The sequence below is a fragment of the Streptomyces sp. GL_148 genome, assembly GCF_057834205.1.
In genome coordinates this window covers 3,700,348-3,721,667 of the sequence record NZ_CM174396.1, presented here as the reverse complement: position 1 = coordinate 3,721,667, position 21,320 = coordinate 3,700,348, and the positions used below count along the sequence as shown (strand labels likewise).

Genomic DNA, 21,320 nt, shown 5'->3' with positions numbered 1-21,320 from the left:
CATCAAAACCGCAGTTGTCCTAGCCCTTTGGCTTGTTGCCGCCTGGCGCCTGCCCGCCGCCATCCGAGTCCAGCGACAGCGGCCCCTGTGGGCCGCGTTCACGTCCGTCGCCGTCGCCTGCACCATCGCCCGCCCCGCGGTGAAGCGGATCGTCATCGAGCCCCTCGGGATCACCAACCTGGCCACGCTGCTGCAACACGCAGTCGGCATAGCCGGGTCGACGTTCGTCCTGATCTTCGTCATCGCGATGGCCAGACCGGCCGCCCTGGCCCGAGGCCGGTGGCCCCTGTACGGGATCGCCGCCGCGAGCATCGTGCTGCTCGCCACCCTCTTCACCCTCACCCCGAGGCCTGACGAGGTCCACAACTTCTTCGAGGCGAACCTCGGACAACCCACCGGAACCGCCTACTGCATGGTCTTCCTCGGCTATCTGGCCGTCGCGATGTCCATCTCCAGCTGGCTCTTCTGGTCTTACAGCCGCCACGCAGCCGGCGCACCCCTGCGCACGGGCCTGCGCCTCCTGGGCGCCGGTACCGCCTTCGGAGCCCTCTACACGCTGTGGCGCATCGCGCACATGGCCACCCGGCTGGCCGGCACCGAGTTCGTCACCGACGACGACACCACCCAGACGATCGCGGACCTCGTCGAGTACCTCGCGATCCTGCTGATCGTCCTCGGCAATTCCGTCCCCGCTGCCGGAGTGCTGTGGAGGACCGTCACCTACCGCCGGGCACTGCGCCAGGTCGAGCCGCTGTGGACAGCCCTGACCGAGGTCGTCCCCGACGTCGTCCTCAACGACCCCGTCGGCCGAAGCCCTCGCCTGCGCCTTCACCGCCGACTCATCGAAATCTGGGACGTGGTCCTGGTCCTGCGCGCCTACGTGCCAGCACAGACCCTCGACGCCGCACAGACAGCGACGGCCGACGTCCCCGCCCCGAAGCGGGACGCCTACGCCGATGGCCTGTGGGTGCGAGCAGCGTGGGAGGCGAAGCTCCGCGGCGCCAGCCCCGTCTGCGAGTCGGTCCCCAAGGTGAACCACATGGACGACGAAGACACCGACTTCGACGCCGAGGTCCGCTCGATGCTCGTCATGGCCGCCGTGTACCGCAGCCCCGCAGCTGCGGAGTTCGCCCGCAACCACCAGGAGATCCCTGCATGACCACCACCACCGCACCCGGCGCGGAGGCATCGTTCGCGAAGCAGGTCACCGACGTCCTGGAACCGCGCACCTGGATTCTGGCCGTCACCCTCCTGATGGGCTGGTACGCCGACCGGCTCGCCGGAATCGGCTGGGGCCTTGTCGCGGGCTTCTTCTGCGGCGTTGTCCCCATCCTGTGGATCAAGTGGGGTGAGCGGCGCGGCCACTGGGGCGACCGGCATGTCCGGCGCCGGCAGGACCGCCTCGTCGTCATCCCCGGAATCATCGTCTCGGTGATCGTCTGCATCTCCGGGATGCTCGCCCTGGACGCCCCGGAGGAGATGACCGCCCTCATCTTCGCGATGCTCGCCACGCTCGTGGCCATCCTCGCCATCACGACCGTGTGGAAGATCAGCGTGCACACGGCCGTATCCAGCGGGGCCGTCGTCATGCTGGCACTGGCCTACGGTCCGTGGACGCTGTCCGCGTTCGCCCTGGTGGTCCTCGTCGGCTGGTCGCGCGTCCGCCTCCGCGATCACACCCCCGCCCAAGTGCTCGCCGGCGCGGCCCTGGGCGCCGCTGTCGCCGGGCCGGTCTTCGCGGCTATGAGCTGACGCAACGCGTGCAGAGGGGCCCCGACCAACCCAGGTCGGGGCCCCTCTGCACGTAGCGGCCGCAGTCAGCTGGTGGACGTCCGCCAGTCGATCCGGATGCGGCTGTGCGGGTCGTGGTTGCGGCCGCCACCGGAAGCCAGCACGTGCACCTTCGTCACCGACAGCATCACCAGACCGCGCTGCGAAGCGCGCGGCGCCGAATTCCACCAGGACACGATGTCGTTCACGTCGGAGAGGGGAACCTTGGCGAGCTGCCCAAGGAACCGAACGCGAACGAGGCAGGCCTTGAGGTCGTCCTTCGTAGCCTGCTCCGCTGCCTTGTACGCCTGGGGGACCATGGACTTCCGCATGGACTTGAGAGCCGCAAAACGATCCTCGGCTCCGTCGATGTGCTCACGGAGGCGGGCCAGTTCTTCTCTGGCGTCCTTCTGGAGGCGCAGGAGCTTCGCGTGGACTCCTGGCCGCAGGAGGTCCGCGAGGACCTGCTCAGCCACGGCGGGCTCGAGACGGTCCGCGTTCATACGGACCTTGCCGCACGAGGCACGGTTCCCGGTGGGGGGCAGGCAGCGATATCCCGGTCCCGCGTCGGCGTTGACCCGGGCCCCCGACATGTCGTAGCCGCATTCGCCGCAGTCCGAGAGCCCATGGGTGAGCAGGTAATCGTATGCGTCCCGGCGCGGTGCCGGCTGGGCCTGCCGCTCCTTGAAGCGCGCCATGAGGCGGTGGTACTCGCCCGGGGCCAGGACCGTTTCCCCGAAGCCCTCGATGGGATTACCGTCCGCGTCCAGCCCTGCCATCCTCGGGTGGGACAGCGTGCGGACTAGGGTCTCGCCGCGCCAGAGCCCACCGGTAGAGGTGCGCCCGCCATGGTCGTTGACCCAGAGGGCGATGGAGTTCTGCGACATCTGCGGGTCGGTCGGGAAGAACCGGGAAGCCGCCTGCCGCAGGTACGCCGCTTCGTCGGAGTCGAGCCCCCCGCCGCTGGCGTAGCCGGACAGCCGTCCCATATGTCTCAATCCCTCGCGTGATGATCGCGTGCAGATGAGTAGCCGCTCACCTGTCTAATAGGCCAATGTACGTGTTGCGCGACGTTCGAACAGTCCGCTGTCGGGTCTGTTCATGGGCGGTACACGAAAGCCACAGGTAGAAGGGTCGAAAGGTTGCCCTGTTGTGGCGCACCTCACAATGTTTCATCAGTGTGAACGTACATCAGGCGAATTATTCGAACGCGCAGGTCAGTGCGCAGGCGACACGAAGCCCGCCACCTCGACGCGAGGGGCGGGCTTCGGAGAAATAGGTCAACGCACAGAGGTCAGTGGCGAACGCCAAGCAGTTCCCACAGCGAGGCGGTCGCCACCTTCGAGGTCGACCCCAGCGCGATGACCTGAACAGGGAACTCCCCGGACTTGATCAGCTTGTACGCCGTGTCCTTGCCGATCGACAAGGCGCGGGCCGCAGTGGTCACGTTCACCATCGGCGGCAGCTCCAGCAGCTCCGCCATGGTCATCGCCCCGCGCCGCTCCCGGCCCCCCGGAAGTTCCTGCGCGACAGATGCAGATGAGGACATAGGTGGTCACATCCCTCTTCCCCGCGCCACCTGACCGGAAGCATACGGTGCCCAAGGAGGCGTCCCCTTCGGTACAGAAAGATCAGGACACGTAAGGACAGCCCAGCTCAGAGGGGGACACGTGTTCAAGGGGAGCACCTACAAGCGGTGCAAGTGCACCGAGCCCAAGCTCGACGCCGCCGGCGAGCCGATGTTCAAGGCGAACGGCGAACCCGCCACGCGCGAGATGGGATCCGACTGCCCCGACCTCAAGAAGAAGGACCACGGCTCCTGGTACTACTACGTCAACCTCTCCGAGTTCCCCGGCACGGGTAACCGCCGGCCGCGCAAGGGCGGCTACCTCACGAGTAAGGCCGCCGCGAAGGATGCCCAGAAGCTGTGGGATGAGGCCAGCGACGGCATAGACATCGAGTCCAAGGAGACCGCGCAGCAGTTCCTGCTCCGCTGGCACGAGACCCGGGTCGACCTCAAGGAGAGCACCCGGGAGGACCACCACGACTTCATCCACCGCCTCTACATCCCCGCCTTCGGTGACGTGCCCATGCGCGACCTGCGCACCAGACACATCCAGGCGATGTTCAAGGGCATCTGGGACTTCAACGAGGTCAAGGCAGCCAACCGCGTGGCCGCCATCCTCGCGAAGTCCGAGGTCGACGAAGCGCACCAGGCCTGGAAACAGGCCCCCAAGCCTCGACCGCCCCACCTGCGTGAGCGGTGGGATGCCGCCCGTACTGCCCTCAAGGAGGCGTACGCGAAGCCCCGTCAGGACACCGGGCCCGGCCGGCAGGAGAAGTTCCTCCAGTGCCTCTCCGGTGCGATGGCGTCCGCCGTCCGCGAGAAGCTGATCACGGAGAACTGGTGTGACGCGGTCATCATCCCCACGTACGAGAAGCCCGACCCGCTCGTGTGGACACCCGAGCGGGTCGCCCGCTGGCGGGAGACCGGGGAGGTTCCCGGCCCCGTCATGGTCTGGACGCCGGAGCTGACCGGGGAGTTCCTCGACCTGGCCGTCGACCACTCCATGTACGTCATGTGGCACTGGATGACGTTCCGGGGCCCCCGCCGAGGCGAAGCCACCGGCCTGCCCTGGACGGAGGTGGACCTTGACCAGGGATACGCCAACCTGGTCGAAACGCTGGCCGTCCGTTCCTCGTACGAGACCTACGCCGAGACCCCCAAGAGCCGAGCCAGCCGCCGTACGGTCACCTTCGACTCCATCACCCTGACGCTCCTCGCTGCCTGGCGGGAAGTGCAGAAGGGCCAGCGCGAGCGATGGGAGCTCAAGCGCGCGCAGTGGAAGGCCGACAACCCCGACAAGCCTCAGAAGTACGGCCCGTTCTTCGACTCAGGGAAGGTCTTCACCATGGAGGACGGCCGGCCCTGGAACCCCAAGCACGTGAGCCAGACCTTCGAGCGGTTCCTTGAGCGCCACGACCTGCCGCCCATCCGACTGCACGACCTCCGGCACTGCGCCGCGTCCCTCTCCCTGATCGCAGGCCTGAGCATGAAGGCGATACAGCTGCTCCTGGGGCACGCCAGCTTCAGCCTCACCGCGGACACGTACACCTCGCTCATGCCGCAGTTCGACAAGGCGAACGCCGATGCCACGGTGGCCGTTGTCCCGCGTGCCCAGGCTTCAACTGCGGAGAGCCCCGGCGGGGGACAGTCCCAGCCCGAAGCTCCGCCCGAGGAAGAGCCGACCACCGACCAGGCACCCCACCTGGTGCTCATCAGCAGCTCATCGGACGCAGAGGGCCGGGAGATCGCCGCCTAGCGCGCTGTCCCCCATCTGTCCCCCGGGAAGGCCGAAAGGGCCCTTGGATTCAAGATCCAAGGGCCCTTCTCGGCACTCAAACGCCTGTGACCAGGCGTTTCTCTGTGCCCTCGGCAGGATTCGAACCTGCGACACCCGCTTTAGGAGAGCGGTGCTCTATCCCCTGAGCTACGAAGGCGGGCCTTGCGTGCAGCGTGGCCGAATGCTCTGCGTGAGAGTGCGGCTCGCCTCGGCGAGGTCCTGGGCTGCCGCAAGGGCAGCCCAGGGACAGGGTAGCGGATCAGTGGGGGGCTCTGCGGCTCAGTTGTTGCTAGGGGGAAGCCGAGGACGCCTGGTTGTGGGCCTTCCCCGAAGTGGCCAGTGCGAGGCAGGCGGCCACGGCCGAGAGTGAGGCCAGGGCCGCGAACAGGTGGGGGTAGCCGCCGAGCGGGCCCGCGAGGGCTGCGCCGGCCCAGGGGGCCAATGCTCCCGCGATGTGGGCCGGGGCGCCGAGGAGGCCGGAAAGGCGGCCGTAGTGCGTGGTGCCCCATCGGTCGGTGACTGCTGTGGCCTGGAGCAGGGTCAGGTTGCCGCGTACGACTCCGGCTAGGACCGCGAGCGCGATCAGCAGGGGCATCGGACCCGGCACCAGGGCGAGGGCCGCTGTCGTCGCACCGCCCAGGGCGAGCAGGGTGACGGTGCGGGTGGTGGTCGAGGTGCGGGTGGAGAGGCCGGCGTAGAGGGTACGGCCGAGGGTCTGGCCAGCGCCGCCGAGTCCGAGGGCCCAGGCGGCGGTTGTCGCGTCGGCGCCGCGTTCGGTGAGGAGCGGGATGAGGCTCATGACGACGGCGTACATGGCGAAGCCGGAGAGGGTGAAGGCGACGGCCAGGAGGAGGAAGGGGCGGCTGCGGGTGACCGGTGTGCGGCCGACGGAGGGCGGGGCGGGCGGGGCCGGGGGCCAGGGGGCGCGCAGGGCGAGCGCGTGTGCGGGGATGGTGATGGCGGCGAGGATGGCGGCGAGGGCGACGTAGGTGGCCCGCCAGCTGAGGTGTTCGGCCAGGGTCGCGGTCAGCGGAGCGAAGAGGGTGGACGCCAGGCCGCCGGCAAGGGTGACGATCGTCAGGGCGCGGATGCGGTCGGGGCCCCACCAGCGGGTGAGGGCGGCGAAGGCGGGCGGGTAGAAGGTGGCGGCCATGGACACGCCCGCGAGGATCCAACCGCAGGTGAAGACAAGCAGGTTGGGGGATGCTGCGATCAGCAGGATGGCCAGGACGCCGATCACGGATCCGGTGGTCATCACCGCGCGCGGGCCCCGACGGTCGAGGATCCGGCCGACCGGGATGCCCGCGACCGCCGAGACGACGAGCGCGAGGGAGAAGGCTGCGGTCGCGGCGTTGAGGGACCAGCCGGTGTCCGCCGTCAGGCGCGGGAGCAGGACGGGGAAGGCGTAGTAGACGATGCCCCAGCTCGTGATCTGAGTGGCACAGAGGGCCGGGAGGACGCCGCGTGGCCGTGATCGGACCCCCGTCCCGGTCGCGGCCACGTCGGCCTGGGTGTGTGACACGGAGGTCAGCAGCCGCCGGAGGAGGCCGGGGCGCCGATGGTGAGGGTGGCCGGGGCCGCGCAGCAGCCTCCGCCGCTGGTCTCTTCGGCTGCCGTGGGCTGCTCGAAGAGGCCGGCTCCGCCGCAGACTCCGGTCTCGGGGAGGGTCAACTCGACGCGTTCGGCGGCCTCGTGGTCGCCCGCGAGGGCGGCGGCGATGGAGCGGACCTGCTCGTAGCCGGTCATGGCGAGGAAGGTGGGGGCGCGGCCGTAGGACTTCATGCCGGCGAGATAGACGCCCTTCTCCGGGTGGGAGAGCTCGGCGGCGCCGTGCGGGTAGACGGTGCCGCAGGAGTGCTGGTTGGGGTCGATCAGGGGGGCGAGGGCCGTGGGGGCCTGGAGGCGTTCGTCCAGGCCGAGGCGCAGCTCGTCGAGGAAGGTGAGGTCGGGTCGGAAGCCGGTCAGGGTGATGACCTCGTCGACCGGGTCCAGGCGGCGGCCGTCCTCGCCGACGAGGACCAGGCGGCCGTCGGTGTCCCGCTCGACGGTTTCGGTGCGGAAGCCGGTGACCGCGTCGGCGTGGCCGCCGTCGACGGCGGCCTTCGCGGCGAGACCGAGGGCGCCGCGGGCGGGCAGCTGGTCGGCTTCGCCGCCTCCGAAGGTGGAGCCGGAGATGCCGCGGCGCAGGATCCAGACCGCGTGGGTGCCCTCCTGCTCCTTCGCGAGGTCGGCCAGGTAGGCGAGCGCGGTGAAGGCGGAGGCTCCGGAGCCGATGACTGCGGTGCGCTTGCCGGCGTAACGGGCGCGGATGGAGGGGTCCTTGAGGTCCGGGACGCGGTACGCGATGCGGTCGGCCGCGCTCTTTTCGCCGAGGGCGGGCAGGCCGCTGCCACCGGCCGGGCCGGGGGTGGACCAGGTGCCGGAGGCGTCGATGACGGCGCGGGCGAAGACGCGGGCCTCGGTGCCGTCGGCCGTGGTGTGGTGGATGACGAAGGGCTGGGCTTCGCGGTCGGCGTCGACGATGCGGTCGCGGCCGGTGCGGGAGACGCCGGTGACGGTCGCGCCGTAGCGGACGCGCTCGCCGAGGACGTCGGCCAGGGGCTGGAGGTAGAGCTCGGCCCACTCCCCGCCGGAGGGGTAGGTGTCGGCGTCGGGCTTGACCCAGCCGGTGGGGGCGAGGAGCTTTTCGGCGGCCGGGTCGACGACCTCGCCCCAGGTGGAGAAGAGCCGTACGTGCGACCAGTCGCGGACCGCGGAGGCGGCGGCGGAGCCCGCCTCCAGGACGAGGGGCTCGATGTCCCGCTCGACGAGCCGGGCCGCGGCCGCGAGGCCGATCGGACCGGCTCCGATGACGACGACGGGCAGGGCTTCGGTGGATGCGTTCACGACGGGCTCCCCTGTTGATTCGACGTTTGTCGATGTCCTGACGCCCCTAGGGTGGCACCGGACATCGACGTTCGTCAACATAGACATCCATCTAATTTCTGGGGATGATGAGGGCATGTCGACCACGAGGGTGTTGCCCCTGCTGGAGCCGGACGCCGCCGAGGCGTGCTGCCCGCCCCTGTCGGAGCGCCCGCTGACGGCCGAGGAGGCCGAGCGGACCGCGGTGATGTTCAAGGCCCTGGGCGACCCGGTGCGCCTGCGGCTGTTCTCGGCCGTCGCCTCGCACGAGGGCGGAGAGGCCTGCGTGTGCGACATCTCGGATGTGGGCGTCTCCCAGCCGACGGTCTCCCACCACCTGAAGAAGCTCAAGGACGCCGGCCTGCTCTCCTCCGAGCGCCGCGGCACCTGGGTCTACTACCGCGTGGAGCCCGCCGTGCTCACCGCCATGGGCGCCATCCTGACCCGGGCCGGCACGGTATGAGCCTGCGCATCGAGCCGCTGACCCGGGCGCACGCGGACGAGGTCCTGGCGATCTACGAAGCCGGGATCGACGAGGGCAACGCCACCTTCGAGACCGAGGCCCCCGCCTGGGAAGCCTTCGACGCGGGGAAACGGCCCGGACACCGCTTCGTCGCGGTCGGCCAGGACGGGAAGCTGCTCGGCTGGGTGGCCGCGTCCAAGGTCTCGGACCGGTGCGCGTACGCGGGCGTGGTCGAGCACTCCGTCTACGTGCACCCCGGCGCCCGGGGCCGCGGCGTCGCCCGCGCCCTGCTCGACGCGCTGATCGCCTCGACCGAGGCGGCGGGCATCTGGACGATCCAGTGCGGGATCTTCCCCGAGAACACCGCGAGCCTGGCCCTGCACCAGAGGGCCGGCTTCCGCGTCATCGGCACGCGCGCGCGCATCGGCCGCCACCACGGCGTATGGCGCGACGTCGTCCTGCTGGAGCGCCGCAGCCCGACGATCAGCTGACCGCGATCCCGCTGTCGAGCGTGAGCCGGACGACCCGGCCCCACCTTGTGCCGCCTCTGCCGTTCCGGCTCAGCGGCGCCCCAGCAGCTCCGCGATCTCGCGGGCCGCGTCCCGGGCCGGGCGGCCTACGCCGATGAGGGTGGCGGAGGCCGGGCCGGTCCAGTCGCCGTGGCCGAGCAGGTGCAGGCGGGGTTCGTCGACGGCGCGAGTGCCTGCGGTGGCGATGTGGCCGCGGCTGCCGCGCAGGCGCAGCGGGGCGAAGGGGGCGAGGGCGGGCCGGAAGCCGGTGCACCAGATGACCGCGTCGGCCTCGGCCCGGGTGCCGTCGGCCCATTCCACGCCGGTGGCGGTGAGGCGGGTGAACATCGGCTTCGCCGTCAGGAGTCCGGCGTCGCGGGCCGCGCGGACCGGGGGCACGGCCACGATGTCACCGAGCGAGGCGACACCGCCGGTGTCGGTGCGGCCCGCGTCCAGGGCCTGGCGGCGGGCGGTGGCCGCGTCGAAGAGGGCCCGGCCGTCGATGTCGTCGGGCAGGTAGCGGGGCGGACGCTGGGTGACCCACGTCAGCTCGGCGACGGACGCGAGGTCGGCGACGGACGCGAGGTCGGCTGCAGACACGAGGTCGGCGGCGGACGCGAGGTCGGCGGCGATCTGGGCCCCGGAATTCCCACCGCCCACCACGATGACGCGCTGCCCGGCGAACTCACCGGGACTGCCGTACTGGACGGTGTGGAGCCGGCGGCCCCGGAACTCGCGCCCTCCGGGGACGGCGGGCAGGAAGGGGCGGGTCCACGTCCCGGTTGCGCCGACGACCGCACGGGCCCGCCAGTCCCCGGAATCCGTCGCCACCCGCAGGAAGTCGCCGTCGCGGTGGACGGCGTCGACCCGCACGCCCCGCCGCACGGGGAGCTCGTACCGCTTCTCGTAGTCCGCGAGGTACGAGACCACGTGCCCGGCGTCCGGGTAGACCTCGCCCTCCTGGACGGGCATGAACCGGCCGGGCAGCGAGGAGTACGCCGCCGGGGAGAAGAGGTGGAGGGAGTCCCAGGTGTGCTGCCAGGCTCCGCCCGCACCCTCCTGGGCGTCGAGGATGACGTGCTCGATGCCCAGGCGGCGCAGGTGGTAGCCGGCGGCGAGCCCGGACTGGCCGCCGCCGATCACCACCACATCCGCGTGCTGCGTCATGCCGCGGGCGACCCGCTGTCCGTCTTGCCGCGCATGAAGATGACCGCGACGAGGGCCAGGCCCACCACGGCCCCCACGAGCTGCACGCCCACGAACGCCGGCACCGAGGCGGGGGCGATGCCCGCGAAGGTGTCGGTGAAGGCGCGGCCGATGGTGACGGCTGGGTTGGCGAAGGAGGTGGAGGAGGTGAACCAGTACGCGGCGCCGATGTACGAGGCCACCGCGACGGGCGCGAAGCGCAGACGGTCCGTCCGCGCCAGGCCGAAGATCAGCAGGATCAGGCCGGCGGTGGCCACGACCTCGCCGAGCAGCAGGTTCCCGGCGGAGCGGTCGTGGGTGGACCACTTCACCAGCGGCTCGCCGAACATCGCGTCGGCGAGGATCGCACCCGCGATGGCGCCGACGATCTGGGAGGGGATGTAGACGGCCAGGTCGCGGGCGGTGACGCCGGCGCCGCCGCTGCGGCGGCCGGTCCACCACTCGGCGAGGCTGACGACCGGGTTGAAGTGGGCGCCGGAGACCGGGCCGAGGAGGGCGATCAGGACGCCGAGGCCGAAGACGGTGGCGGTGGAGTTGGCCAGCAGTTGCAGGGCCACGTCCTGGGTGAGCTTCGTCGCCTGGATGCCGGACCCGACGACGATCGCGACCAGCGCGGCCGTCCCGACGAGTTCGGCGGCGGCCCGGGCCACCAGCGGGATGGCGGGCGGGGTCGCGCCGGGTACGGGCGGGGGCGCGTCGGCGGGTATCGCGGGGACCGCTGCGGGGGCGGCGCCGACGGGCTCGGTGACGGACAAGGCAGGTTCTCCTCGGGCAGGTGAGGGGGAAACAAGCGGGTTATGGGCAGGACCGCTTGATGTTCGCTTCGGACGTGGCACGCGAGGCCTGCGCGAGGCCGGCGAACTGAGCGGCGATGGCCTCGATGACTTCCGGGCGGAGTCTGTAGTAGATGAAGCGGCCGCACGGTTCGGTCTCCACGAACCCGGCCTCTCTGAGCACCTTCAGGTGGTTCGAGAGGTTGGTCTGCTTGGCACCGGTCTCCTCCACGAGGTGCGTGGTGCACAGCGTCTCGCGGGAGAGCAGGGTCACGATCTGAAGCCTGAGGGGGTCTGCCAGGACTCGGATCAGTTCAGTGTCGACTGACGTCATCATGGACTGATACTGTCACATCATCCGGGGCTGATACCAGTCCGGGCTGAGTCATTGTCGCCCGAGCGAGATGGACGGCCCCGTTGACCCTGCCGATGAAGGAAGAACCGATGTCCTCCACCCCGCTCGCGTCCGTGCTGTTCGTCTGCATCCACAACGCGGGCCGCTCCCAGATGGCGGCCGGGTTCCTGCGCCACCTCGCCGGCGACCGCGTCGAGGTCCGCTCCGCCGGCTCCGTGCCCGGCGAGCAGATCAACCCCTCCGCCGTGGCCGCCATGGCCGAGCTGGGCATCGACATCTCCGACCAGAAGCCGAAGGTCCTCACCCCCGAGGCCGCACAGGCGTCGGACTACATCATCACGATGGGCTGCGGCGACGCCTGCCCGTACTTCCCCGGCAAGACCTACCTCGACTGGCAGCTCGAGGACCCGGCAGGCCAGGGCGTCGAGGCCGTCCGCCCCATCCGCGACGAGATCAAGGGCCTCATCGAGGGTCTGATCGCCGAGATCGACGCCAAGAAGCAGGCCGACGCGCGCTGACCGCCACCGCACGACGCGACGACGCCGCGGCCCACAGGCTGCGGCGTCGTCGCGTCGTCCGTCCGGCACGCTACTTCCCGAGGAGTGCGGCCTCGGCGTCGTAGCCGTACAACCAGTCCTGCTCGCGCAGGTTCTGCGTGCCGGCAAGCGCCAGGTCGCGTTCGCGCTGCCCTTCCCCGTCGGAGAGGTGAAAGGTCCGCGAGTTCGCCCGGGACATCTGCTGGAGTTCGTCGGTACGCGGCCGGCGCACCTGCTCGTAACGGGCGAGCGCCGCCGGGATGTCGTCCGGTTGGACACCCTGCAGGCAGGCGGTGAGCACGACGGCGTCCTCGATCGCCTGGTTGGCTCCCTGCGCCTGGAAGGGAAGCATGGGATGTGCCGCGTCCCCGACGACCGCGATCCGGCGAGTGGACCAGTGGGTGAGCGGGTCGCGGTCGTGCAGGGCCCAGCGGCCCACGGAGTCGAGGGCCTTGAGGACGCTGAGCACCTCCTCGTTCCACCCTTGGTAGGTCTCCAGCAGGTCCTCGACGCGGCCTTCGGCCGTCCACGACTCGACCGACCAGTCGCCGGCCGGAGCCGTGGCCCCGACACTGATCCACCGTCCGGCGCTCACCGGGTAGCACACACAGTGCTGTTCCGGTCCGAACCACAGCCGGACCTTCGGATCCTCCAGGAGGAACGGCAGTTGTTCGGCCGGCACCAGCCCCCGGTAGATGGACTGCCCGGAGAACCTGGGCTCGTCCATGGCGAGGGTGTCGCGCACCACCGAGTGGATGCCGTCTGCGCCGATCACGACGTCGGCCTCGTAGGTCGAGCCGTCCTCGAAGCGGAGCAGCGCCCCCTCCGGCAGCTCCTCGACACCCACACACCGACGCCCGATGTGCAGGATGTTGCCATCGATGCTCGACAGCAGCGCCTGGTGCAGATCGGCGCGGTGCACCGTGTAGTACGGCGCCTCGTAGAGCTCTTCGCAGGCGCTGCCGAGCTCGGTGCGGCCGAGCAGCCGGTTGTCGTCCCAGCTGCGCATCTCCACGGCGGAGGGGCGCACCGCCACCGAGTTCAGCCGGTGGGCGAGACCCAGACGGTGCAGGAGGCGGGTGGCGTTGGGTGCGAGCTGCACACCGACCCCCACCTCACGCAGGTTCTTCGCCTGTTCGAAGACCTCGCAGCGGATACCAGCACGACTGAGGGACAGTGCCACGGTGAGGCCGGCGATGCCGGCGCCCACGACCGCTATGCGGACGCCGCCCCGCTTCCCCAGGGAAGGCGTTCGATTCTGGATCATGATCACAACTCTCGACGGGCGGTCTCAGTAGTAGAGGATGGCCTTGTTCCAGTCCTCGTCCGGGCCGAACAGACTTCTGGGTTTGACGACGTCGGGCATACCGGTCAGCACGTCCTGCGGGACCAGGCTGCCCGGGGCGATCCCCTCGACCTTGCAGGCGACGCCCAGCTCCCGCCGCACCGCATCCGCCAGTTCGGCGCACGCCGCCGCCTGATGCTCGGCCGCCACCTCGATCTCGACCCGCAGGTGGTCGGAGGCGGTCTGCGCGCGCCAGAACAGCACTCCGTACTCGAAGGGGAGGCGGTAGACGAGGTCCTCCAGCCGGTGCTGGGTGACCAGGGTGTCACCGATCCGGTGCCCGTAGACGGCCCGTCCGAGGACGGTGACGGTGGGCAGCACCCAGCCGCACGGACACGGGTCGTACGACACCTCGACCGAGTCTTCCAGGTTGTAGCGCAGCAGCGGCATGGCTTCCCGGTGGAGCGGTGTGACGACCAGCTGCCCCACGCCCTCCGGGCCGATCTCCCCGGTGTCCGGGTCGCGGACCTCGAACAGGAAACGGTCGGCCCACAGGTGCAGGCGGCCGTGCGTGCACTCGCCGGCCAGACTTCCGGTCTCGGTGGAGCCGTACTCCTCCACCACCGGCACGCCCCACAGCCTGCTGATCCTGGCTCGCCGGGCCGCGCTCAGCGGCTCGCCGCCGACGAACAGGGCGCGCAGTGCCGGGAAGTCCCGGTCGGGCCGGAGCCCCGCGGCCCCGGCCGCCGCGGCCCACAGCAGACACTCCGTGGGCATCGACCAGGTCAGCGTCACCTCGAGGTCGTGCAGGGCCCTGACCACCCGGGAGTACGGCATGGCGAGCGAGCGGTTGTCGCCGGGAACCACGGTCGCGCCGTTCAGCCGTCCCGCCGCGTGCGCCAGATGCCCGGTGAGCAGCATGGCGTAGGGGGTGCGCACGAGCAGCGTGTCCGACGCGTCCATGCCGACCCACTTGCGGGCGAAGCGTTCGGCGAGATCGACCCAGTCGTCCTCCGTGTAGAAGGAGGGTGTGGGCTGACCGGTGGAGCCACTGGACTCGTGGTACGTCGCCAGCTCGCTTTTGGCCACCGCCAGCATGCCGAACGGATAGTTGTCGCGCAGGTCGGACTTGGTGGTGGTGGGGAGCGCGCCGAAGGCGGCCGGGCCGGCGGATATCGCGTCCGCACCCAGCCGGGCTCGGTAGAAGGGCGACGTGACGGCCCGCGCGAGGACCGCGGGCAGCTGCTTCTGTTGCAGCGCCGCCAGTTCTTCGTAGGTGGACCAGTCGCCGATGCGGGGCAGCTTGCCGGTCTTCGTCATGGCGTTTCCTCCCATCCGAGAAGACGGGACGCGTTGCGCCACGCGATCTTCTGCCAGTCGTCGTCGCCGAGCCCCAGGCGGCGGAGCTTGGTCAGCTCCACCTCGGGGTGCTGCAGCGGGGCCTCGGAGCCGAAGAGCACCCGGTCCGCGCCGAGTTGCTCAACTGCGGCGCGGGCCACGCAGGTGTAGCCGCCCGACGTCTCCAGCAGCACGTTCCGCAGCGGGGCGATCAGCTCGACGGCGTACAGGTCGATGTTCCCGATGCCCGCGTGCCCGAGGACGAAGGTGACCTCGGGATAGCGGGTGGCGAGCGACACGAGGTCGGCGACCCGGCTGCCCGAGCGTTCCAGGCAGACGGTGTACACGCTGTGCCCGACGTCCCGGGCGACCTCGACGAGACCGGCGGTGCGCGGGTCGTTCAGCGCGATTCCGTGCACCGCCGGGGAGATCTCCATGCCGCGGAAGTCCGCCGCCGCGCGGCGGTAGTGCTCCGGGTCCTGGTGCGGGTTGGCGAAGAAGAACGGGATCAGCCGGCCGTCCGACGCCGCGCAGGCCCGCAGCACCGCGTCGTTGTCGGCGTCGGTTTCGATGTGCCCGCCTTCCACCAGGAAGCGGGAGAGCTGCGCGAGCGGCATGGTGCCGCCCGCACAGACCACCGCACGTCCGATGCCGCACTCGTCCATGGTGGCGAGCAGGCGCCCTGGTGCCTGGGGCACCGGGGCGAGCCGCACATGGAAGTCCAGCACCGAACGCCCGGCCTCCACGGCCGGCATGTGCGGACTCACTGCTCGCGGCAGAATTCGTCGATCGGGTAACCGACGTGACGGTCCTCGGTCGGCAGGTAACCGAGCACCTTGTCACCGGGCTTGAGTTCGGTGCTGTTGAGCACGACGCCGCCGGGGCCGAGCACCCGCACGTGCCAGTCGTCCTGCAGGATGAGGTTGACCCGCTGGCCGTTCGGCGCGACCGCGTCGATGGATATGAGCGGACGGGACTCGATCTTCACCCGGCCGACGGTCACCATCCGGGTGCCGCCCTTGATGTCGACGGCCATCACCTTGCTGCCCGACTTGAGCTCGCTGAGGTAGCTGGTGCGCTCGTCCTTGGAGAGCGTGTACGAGTGGATGGCGCCGGCGTTCACCCGGAACGGGCGGGTCGGCATGTAGGGCAGCGGGTGCGTCTCGCTGACGCACAGGATCATGCCCTTGGAGTGCGAGCCGACCATGATGCCTTCGTCCTCGCGGAGGTACGTGCAGGTGTCCACGCACGCCCGCTCGCCCATGCCGATGTGCGAGGTCTCCACGATCTCCAGCTCGGTCAGGTTGAGGTCCGGCACGTCGGACTGCGCCGCGGCCTTCAGCTTGGCCGCTTCGCCGACCGCCTTGGGCGCCATCATCACGCCGTCCGAGCCGTGCTCCAGGACACCGCAGATGATCTCCGCCTCTTCGACGTCCTGGGCGATGGTGACCATGCTGCCGGTCGAGCGGGCGGCCGCGGCGATCACGATCTCCAGCGGGATCTTGGTGGGGTCGCGGAAGAGCAGCAGGCTCCACCGCTCGGTGCGCGCCGACTCGCAGGCGTCCTCCAGGGTCGGCGCGTCGATGATCTCGACGAAACGGCCGAACTCCACCCCGTGGTGCTTGACGGCCAGTTCGGCCGGGGTCACGCCGTGCCGGGCGGGGTCGACGACGACCACGGTCGCGTCCCCGAAGTCCTCCGGCAGGTCCTTGCCCTGCGGGAAGAGGATCTTGGTGATCGTGGGCGGCAGGTCCGCCAGATCGGCCGCCTCGTCCGCGACGATGCCTTCGAGGCGGTAGTGCAGCGCCTCCTGGAGGATCGCCTCCTTGGTCTCGCCGAGACCTCGGATGTCAAGCCAGCTGATCTTCATTTTGGTACTCCCGTATGGATGTGAGTGGTATGGAGCGAAAGGTTGGACGACGGCCGGTGCGGCTCAGCCGACCAGGGTGCGGAGCTGTTCCGTGCTCGGGTCCTGTGTGGCGCGACGGTCGCTGATGCCGTATCCGCGGAGCTGGTGCAGGCGCTGCGCGATCTGTCGTGTCATCGCGCCGGGGTCGGCGGACTCGAAGATGTTGCGACCCATCGCGAAGCCGCTGACGCCGCCGCGCAGCGCCTCGTCCACGTAGGCCAGTACGTCGGGCACCGCGGTCTTGCGCGGGCCTCCGGCGACGATGACCGGGATGGCCGCGTTCTTGACGACGTCCGCCATCTCGTCGGGCGAGCCCACGTACGGCGTCTTGACGATGTCGGCGCCGAGTTCGGTGGCCACGGTGATGGCGTGGGCGACGAGGGCGGGGTCCCGCGGATTGGTGACCTTCGGGCCCCGCGGATAGATCATGGCCAGCAGAGGAACGTTCCAGCGGTCGCAGAGGTCCGACACGTGGCCGAGGTCCGTGATCTGCTGCCGCTCCTCGGCCGAGCCGAGGTTGACGTGCACGCTGACCGCGTCGGCGCCGTGCCGCAGTGCCTCGTCGACGCCGGCCACCAGGTACTTGTCGTCCGGGTCCTGGGCGTGCATGGTGCTCGCGCTCAGATGGACGATCAGCGAGGTCGTGCGGAACCGGTCCGGGTTGACGTGGCGCAGCCCGCCCTTGTGCAGGACCACCGCGTCGGCGCCGTTGTCGGCGATCTGTCCGACGAGGGCGTCCAGTCCACCGTCCCGCATGGGGATCGGCCCGTCGCTGATGGGGTGGTCCAGCGGTACGACAAGCAGCGGGTGGCCGCCGTCGCTGTACAGGCGCCTCAGCCGGATCCTCCGGCCGAATGAAAGATTGGTGACCATCACGTATCCCCTCCTTGCGGGCGTCGGGCGGGAACCCAGCGGTCCTCAGTCCCGGCTCAGTCGGCTTGCCCTGGCCCGTCGACGGCTAGTTTTCGTCGACCGGCCGTGGCGCGCCATCGCCCGTTTACGTGATCCCGTCCATGAGGGACACGGGAGATTCGAGCGGCGGACCGCGCCGGGTCGGGGGGCGTGGGGCCGCCGGTGCGGGCGTACGGAGGGGAATTCCGTCGGCACTCCGCGCATTTGACATATCAGCCTCCGCGCAGGGAATGTTTTCGGCCAATTTCAAGATCATCCACCGTGAATCACCAAGGGCCAACTGGCCTGTAGCGGTTATCGTGATATCGGAAAAACGTGCTGGCAGGAGGCCCGGAGTGGAGAATCAGGTGCTTATCGCCAGCGATCGCCACGGGGGAACGATGCAGATCATGACTGTGGAGAGCACCGGTGCGATTTTCGGCCGGGAAACCGAATTGGCCGGCCTGCAGGAAGCTCTGAGAGCGGCGGCGTCGGGAACCGGCCAGTGCTTCGTGGTGGACGGGCCGCCCGGAATCGGCAAGAGCCGGCTGCTGCAGGAGGCTGCCCGGGAAGCCGGGCTGCTGGGGATGACGGCCGCGCTCGGCCGGGCCACCGCGCTGGACCGGGTGGCGCCGCTCGCGGTGTTGTTGTCCGCGCTGCGGGAGAGCGTGCCCGCCGTCGTCGACTCGGCGGACATGGCGGCGCTCGGCGGCCTGGGGGGCCAGGAGGCCAACCGCTTCTGGCTGGTCAGCCGGCTCGGCGACCTCATCGAGGAGTACGCCCGCACCCGCCCGTTGCTCATCGCCTTGGACAACGCCCAGTCGATGGACGAGCTCACGGCGTTCACCCTGCAGATCCTGGTGCCCAGGCTGCGCGCCTGCTCGGTGATGTGGCTGCTGGCGCGGCGCCCGCCGTCGGCCCAGTCACCGAGGTACGACGTGGTCGGCCGGCTCCTCGAGGACGGAGCACGGCATGTCGCGCTCGAGCCGCTCGGCAGCGACGCCATCGCCCAGTTCTGTTCGCACGCGCTCGGCGCGGCCCCCAGTTCCGAGCTGGCGTCGCTCGCGGCGGGCAGCGGCGGCAACCCCTTCCTGCTCGGGCAGCTGCTCAACACCCTGGAGGACAGCGGCCGGCTGTCCCGCGCCGACGGCACGGTGGGAGTCGTCGGGAACGACGCGCTGCCCGACGACTTCCTGTCCGCGGTCGACTACCAGCTGCGCCACCTGTCCGCGCCGACCCGCCGACTCCTGGAGGCCGGCTCCGTCTTCGGCCGGCCGTTCCTGCTGAGCGAGGCGGCCGGCCTGCTCGGCGAGCGCGGTGTCGCCCTCCTGTCCCAAGTCGAGGAGGCGGTGGAGGCACACGTCCTGGTGGACGACGGCACGGCGCTCGCCTTCCGCCACGACCTCATCAGGGAGGCGGTGTACGACGGGATGACCGGATCGGTACGGCGGGTCCTGCACGAAGAGGCCGCCACCGTCCTGGAGGCCACGGGCAGGCCCCGTGCCGAGACCGCTCTGCACCTGATCCGGGGGGCCTGCAGGAACAGCCCGCACACCATCAGCGTGCTCTGCGAGGCGGCGAATGAGGTGGCCTCCACCTCCCCCAGCACGGCCGCCGACATGATGCTGGAGGCGCTCGACATCCTGCCTTCCGACGACCCCAAGGCGCCTGCCCTCATCGCCAGGGCGGTGAGCCTCCTGGCTTCGTCCGGTCGCATCACCGAGGCCCGTGAGCTGGGCGGGGTGGCGTTGCACCACAACATCAGCCGCGTCCAGGAGGCGGCGGTCTACGTGGGACTGGCCGACGCGCTGAAGCACGCCGGCCAGGACGCGATGGCGGTCGAGTACACCCGTCGGGCCTTGGCCCACCCCGGGATTCCGGACGCGGTACGGGGACAGCTCCTCGCCGTCCAGGCGCACGCCCTACTCACGGGCGACGACCTGAGCGGCGCGGAGGCCGCGGCGACCGAGGCGATGGCGCTCGGGGAGCCGGAGACGGCGGTGTACGCGGGTGCGGCCCGCAGCGCCGCCGCGCGGATCCGGGGCAGGATCGACGAGGCCGTGTCACTCGCCTCCGACGCCGTGCAACTGGCCGACGACGCGGGCCGGGACGCGCGTCACCGCCACCCCCGGCTGTGGCTGGGCCGCGCCCTGGTCGCCGCCGACCGCTTCAGCGAGGCCGATGCCGTCTTCGAGCTCGGGGAGGGCGACGCGCGCACACTGGGCTCCGCCTGGTCACTGCCCCTGTGGCACTACGGCCGGGCCGAGCTGCGGATGATGGCCGGCCAGCTGGACGACGCCCAGGCGGAGGCGCTGGCCGGGAAGGCGGTGGCCGAGCAGCTCAGTGCGCTCGCCATCGTTCCGTCGCTGATCGCCATCCTCGGCCAGGTGGCGATCCACCGGGACGAACTGGTGCGGGCCCGCGGGATGTTCAAGGACGCGCGCCGGATGGCCGACTCCGGAAGCGGCGTCGTGGCGGAGGACATCGCCTGGCTGCAGGCCCAGCTGGCGTACGCCGCGGGGGACTCGAAGGCGGCGGTGACGGCCTTGTCGGCGGTTTACGAGCAGCTCGAGGACCGCCCCCTGCTGCTGACCCAGGTCTCGTGGTCGTCACCGGGGCTGGTGCGGTTCGCGCTCGACGCGGGGGCGCGCCCGGAAGCGGAGGCGGCCGCGGCCGCGGCCCGGCGGCTGGCCGACAACACCCCGAAGAACGTTTCGCTCACGGCCGCCATGCACCACGCCGAGGGCCTCCTGCACGACGACGTGGCGTCCCTGCACGCCGCGGTGGAGACGTACCGGACGAGCCCGCGCCACCTGGCGCGGGGCATCGCCCTGGAGGACACCGCGGCCGCCGAGGCCCGGGCGGGGCGCCGTACTCACGCTGTCGCCCTGTTCGAGGAGGCACTCGGCCGGTTCACGCATTGCGGGGCCACCCGGTCCGTGGCACGGGTCCAGCGGGCGCTGCGCACGCTGGGCGTGCGCCGTAAGAAGTGGCAGTCGGTGCAGCGGGCGCAGACGGGCTGGGACAGCCTGACGGATGCCGAGCTGCGCGTGGTGCGTCTGGTCGCCGAAGGGCTGACCAACCGGGCCACCGCCGAGCGGCTGTTCCTGTCGCCGCACACCGTCGACACGCATCTGCGTCATGCCTTCGCCAAGCTGGGCGTCTCCAGCCGGGTGGAGCTCGCACGGCAGGCGATGGTCCACGAGGCGGGCGAGGAGCCGGCCGTCGCCTGATCCTCCTCCTGGTCTCCTGGTCTCCTGGTCCCCTGGTCCCCTGGTCCCCCGGGGCTGTGACCGCCGGACACCCCCTGGCGGTCAGGCCCGGGGGCTCAGCTCCTTCCGCATGCCGACGATGGTGTCGACGATCGGCTGCACGATCCCGCCGAAGTACTGGGCGGTCGACTCCACGAAGGAGCGGTCCTGCTCGCCCTTCGCCTTCCCCTTCGCCGAGAGCACCACCCTGATCGTGAGCGTCGTGGCCCCCTGCTCGTCGTGCCCGATCTCGTTGCGGATCTCCGCCAGGTAGGGGTCGTCCAGCTGCTGGAAGACCATGAGGCGGCGGTCGTGGAAGACGACCCGCTCCCGGGCCTTGGCCTGGCCCGCCACGGTGATCTCCCGCAGCAGACCGTCGTCATGGCGCTCCAGCACCTGGCAGTCGGTGATGCCGGCGATGAACGGGACCGGGTTCTCCGCCTTGCGCAGCAGCCCCTGCCAGACCTCCTCGGGGTCCAGCAGCTGCTTGACCCCGCCGTCCTCTCCTACGACCGGCACCGTCCAGCTCAGCACGGACATGGGTCTTCGCCTCCTGTGGGCCGGCACCGCGGCGGACTCCGTCGCCCGCGCGTCGCGGCGCTCTCGCCGAAGGACAGCTTCCCCCTCTGCGCCTCACGGGACATCCCCGGTTCGCGTGAGCTTCTCTCCGGCGCCGGACCGCGGCCACGCCGGCCGGACCGGCCGAGGATCACGTAAAGACGCGATGCGAGAAGAGGCGTGGTTGACGAGGCTGGTGATCCCGCAGAGCGGGCTTCGAGCCATCCG

At 70.6% G+C, this 21,320-nt stretch carries 20 protein-coding genes and 1 tRNA gene; 7 read left to right on the top strand and 14 right to left on the bottom strand.

The window, feature by feature from the left end:
- Position 1: 1 nt before the first annotated feature.
- Both AC3IYI_RS16810 and AC3IYI_RS16805 read left to right on the top strand, forming a co-directional pair.
- The gene (locus AC3IYI_RS16810) at positions 2-1,159 is read left to right on the top strand and encodes an MAB_1171c family putative transporter (protein ID WP_489411563.1); all 1,158 of its coding nucleotides are present in this window, start codon (positions 2-4) and stop codon (positions 1,157-1,159) included.
- Positions 1,156-1,752: a hypothetical protein gene (locus tag AC3IYI_RS16805; protein WP_489410938.1), complete on the top strand. Its 597-nt coding sequence runs from the start codon at positions 1,156-1,158 to the stop codon at positions 1,750-1,752. Before AC3IYI_RS16810 ends, AC3IYI_RS16805 begins: the two co-directional genes overlap by 4 nt.
- Positions 1,753-1,817: 65 nt before the next feature.
- On the opposite strand, the gene AC3IYI_RS16800 is transcribed toward AC3IYI_RS16805, so the two are convergent.
- Together AC3IYI_RS16800 and AC3IYI_RS16795 are read right to left on the bottom strand one after the other, a co-directional pair.
- A complete protein-coding gene (locus tag AC3IYI_RS16800) occupies positions 1,818-2,759 on the bottom strand; it encodes a recombinase zinc ribbon domain-containing protein (protein WP_489410937.1) in 942 nt (313 codons plus the stop codon).
- A 305-nt stretch (positions 2,760-3,064) separates the two neighbouring features.
- Positions 3,065-3,253, bottom strand: coding sequence for a DNA-binding protein (locus AC3IYI_RS16795; protein ID WP_489410936.1), 189 nt, complete (start codon positions 3,251-3,253; stop codon positions 3,065-3,067).
- Between the two features lie 187 nt (positions 3,254-3,440).
- Between AC3IYI_RS16795 and AC3IYI_RS16790 the strand changes: the two genes are divergently transcribed.
- Complete coding sequence (locus AC3IYI_RS16790) at positions 3,441-5,093, top strand: tyrosine-type recombinase/integrase (RefSeq protein ID WP_489410935.1); 1,653 nt, start codon at positions 3,441-3,443, stop codon at positions 5,091-5,093.
- A 105-nt stretch (positions 5,094-5,198) separates the two neighbouring features.
- Here AC3IYI_RS16790 and AC3IYI_RS16785 read toward each other — a convergent pair.
- The 3 genes from AC3IYI_RS16785 to AC3IYI_RS16775 all read right to left on the bottom strand — a co-directional run bounded on the left by AC3IYI_RS16785 (position 5,199) and on the right by AC3IYI_RS16775 (position 8,000).
- Positions 5,199-5,271: transfer RNA gene (locus AC3IYI_RS16785), tRNA-Arg, on the bottom strand.
- Between the two features lie 132 nt (positions 5,272-5,403).
- Positions 5,404-6,636 (bottom strand): MFS transporter, encoded by a 1,233-nt coding sequence (locus AC3IYI_RS16780; protein ID WP_489410934.1) that lies wholly within the window; start codon positions 6,634-6,636, stop codon positions 5,404-5,406.
- Positions 6,637-6,641: 5 nt separating this feature from the next.
- Positions 6,642-8,000 carry an NAD(P)-binding domain-containing protein gene (locus AC3IYI_RS16775; RefSeq protein WP_489410933.1) on the bottom strand — a complete coding sequence of 453 codons (1,359 nt, stop codon included), beginning with the start codon at positions 7,998-8,000 and terminating at the stop codon, positions 6,642-6,644.
- A 115-nt stretch (positions 8,001-8,115) separates the two neighbouring features.
- Between AC3IYI_RS16775 and AC3IYI_RS16770 the strand changes: the two genes are divergently transcribed.
- Both AC3IYI_RS16770 and AC3IYI_RS16765 read left to right on the top strand, forming a co-directional pair.
- Positions 8,116-8,481 carry an ArsR/SmtB family transcription factor gene (locus AC3IYI_RS16770; RefSeq protein ID WP_489410932.1) on the top strand — a complete coding sequence of 122 codons (366 nt, stop codon included), beginning with the start codon at positions 8,116-8,118 and terminating at the stop codon, positions 8,479-8,481.
- Positions 8,478-8,972 (top strand): GNAT family N-acetyltransferase, encoded by a 495-nt coding sequence (locus tag AC3IYI_RS16765; RefSeq protein ID WP_489410931.1) that lies wholly within the window; start codon positions 8,478-8,480, stop codon positions 8,970-8,972. Before AC3IYI_RS16770 ends, AC3IYI_RS16765 begins: the two co-directional genes overlap by 4 nt.
- A gap of 69 nt (positions 8,973-9,041) precedes the next feature.
- On the opposite strand, the gene AC3IYI_RS16760 is transcribed toward AC3IYI_RS16765, so the two are convergent.
- From AC3IYI_RS16760 to AC3IYI_RS16750, 3 genes are read right to left on the bottom strand one after another with little or no spacing between them, the layout of a single operon-like run.
- Positions 9,042-10,157, bottom strand: a complete 1,116-nt coding sequence (locus AC3IYI_RS16760) for an NAD(P)-binding domain-containing protein (RefSeq protein WP_489410930.1) — start codon at positions 10,155-10,157, stop codon at positions 9,042-9,044.
- Positions 10,154-10,951: an aquaporin gene (locus tag AC3IYI_RS16755; protein WP_489410929.1), complete on the bottom strand. Its 798-nt coding sequence runs from the start codon at positions 10,949-10,951 to the stop codon at positions 10,154-10,156. The genes AC3IYI_RS16760 and AC3IYI_RS16755 overlap by 4 nt, the downstream gene beginning before the upstream one ends.
- Positions 10,952-10,991: 40 nt before the next feature.
- On the bottom strand, positions 10,992-11,306 hold the full coding sequence (locus AC3IYI_RS16750; RefSeq protein ID WP_489410928.1) for an ArsR/SmtB family transcription factor: 315 nt from the start codon (positions 11,304-11,306) through the stop codon (positions 10,992-10,994).
- Between the two features lie 107 nt (positions 11,307-11,413).
- On the opposite strand from AC3IYI_RS16750, the gene AC3IYI_RS16745 reads away from it, so the two are divergent.
- Entirely contained in the window at positions 11,414-11,842 is a 429-nt protein-coding gene (locus AC3IYI_RS16745) for an arsenate reductase ArsC (RefSeq protein ID WP_489410927.1), read from the top strand.
- Positions 11,843-11,912: 70 nt separating this feature from the next.
- On the opposite strand, the gene AC3IYI_RS16740 is transcribed toward AC3IYI_RS16745, so the two are convergent.
- The 5 genes from AC3IYI_RS16740 to AC3IYI_RS16720 form a co-directional block, all read right to left on the bottom strand.
- Positions 11,913-13,127, bottom strand: coding sequence for an FAD-dependent monooxygenase (locus AC3IYI_RS16740; RefSeq protein WP_489410926.1), 1,215 nt, complete (start codon positions 13,125-13,127; stop codon positions 11,913-11,915).
- A gap of 24 nt (positions 13,128-13,151) precedes the next feature.
- Complete coding sequence (locus AC3IYI_RS16735) at positions 13,152-14,465, bottom strand: phenylacetate--CoA ligase family protein (RefSeq protein ID WP_489410925.1); 1,314 nt, start codon at positions 14,463-14,465, stop codon at positions 13,152-13,154.
- On the bottom strand, positions 14,462-15,238 hold the full coding sequence (locus AC3IYI_RS16730) for an amidohydrolase family protein (RefSeq protein ID WP_489410924.1): 777 nt from the start codon (positions 15,236-15,238) through the stop codon (positions 14,462-14,464). The genes AC3IYI_RS16735 and AC3IYI_RS16730 overlap by 4 nt, the downstream gene beginning before the upstream one ends.
- 8 nt (positions 15,239-15,246) lie before the next feature.
- On the bottom strand, positions 15,247-16,353 hold the full coding sequence (locus AC3IYI_RS16725) for a 3-dehydroquinate synthase II family protein (protein ID WP_489410923.1): 1,107 nt from the start codon (positions 16,351-16,353) through the stop codon (positions 15,247-15,249).
- A 63-nt stretch (positions 16,354-16,416) separates the two neighbouring features.
- Entirely contained in the window at positions 16,417-17,265 is an 849-nt protein-coding gene (locus tag AC3IYI_RS16720) for a 2-amino-3,7-dideoxy-D-threo-hept-6-ulosonate synthase (RefSeq protein WP_489411562.1), read from the bottom strand.
- 428 nt (positions 17,266-17,693) lie between these two features.
- Between AC3IYI_RS16720 and AC3IYI_RS16715 the strand changes: the two genes are divergently transcribed.
- A complete protein-coding gene (locus AC3IYI_RS16715; RefSeq protein ID WP_489410922.1) occupies positions 17,694-20,516 on the top strand; it encodes an ATP-binding protein in 2,823 nt (940 codons plus the stop codon).
- Between the two features lie 81 nt (positions 20,517-20,597).
- Here AC3IYI_RS16715 and AC3IYI_RS16710 read toward each other — a convergent pair whose 3' ends face one another.
- Entirely contained in the window at positions 20,598-21,074 is a 477-nt protein-coding gene (locus AC3IYI_RS16710; RefSeq protein WP_489410921.1) for an AtaL-like protein, read from the bottom strand.
- Between the last annotated feature and the right edge of the window lie 246 nt (positions 21,075-21,320).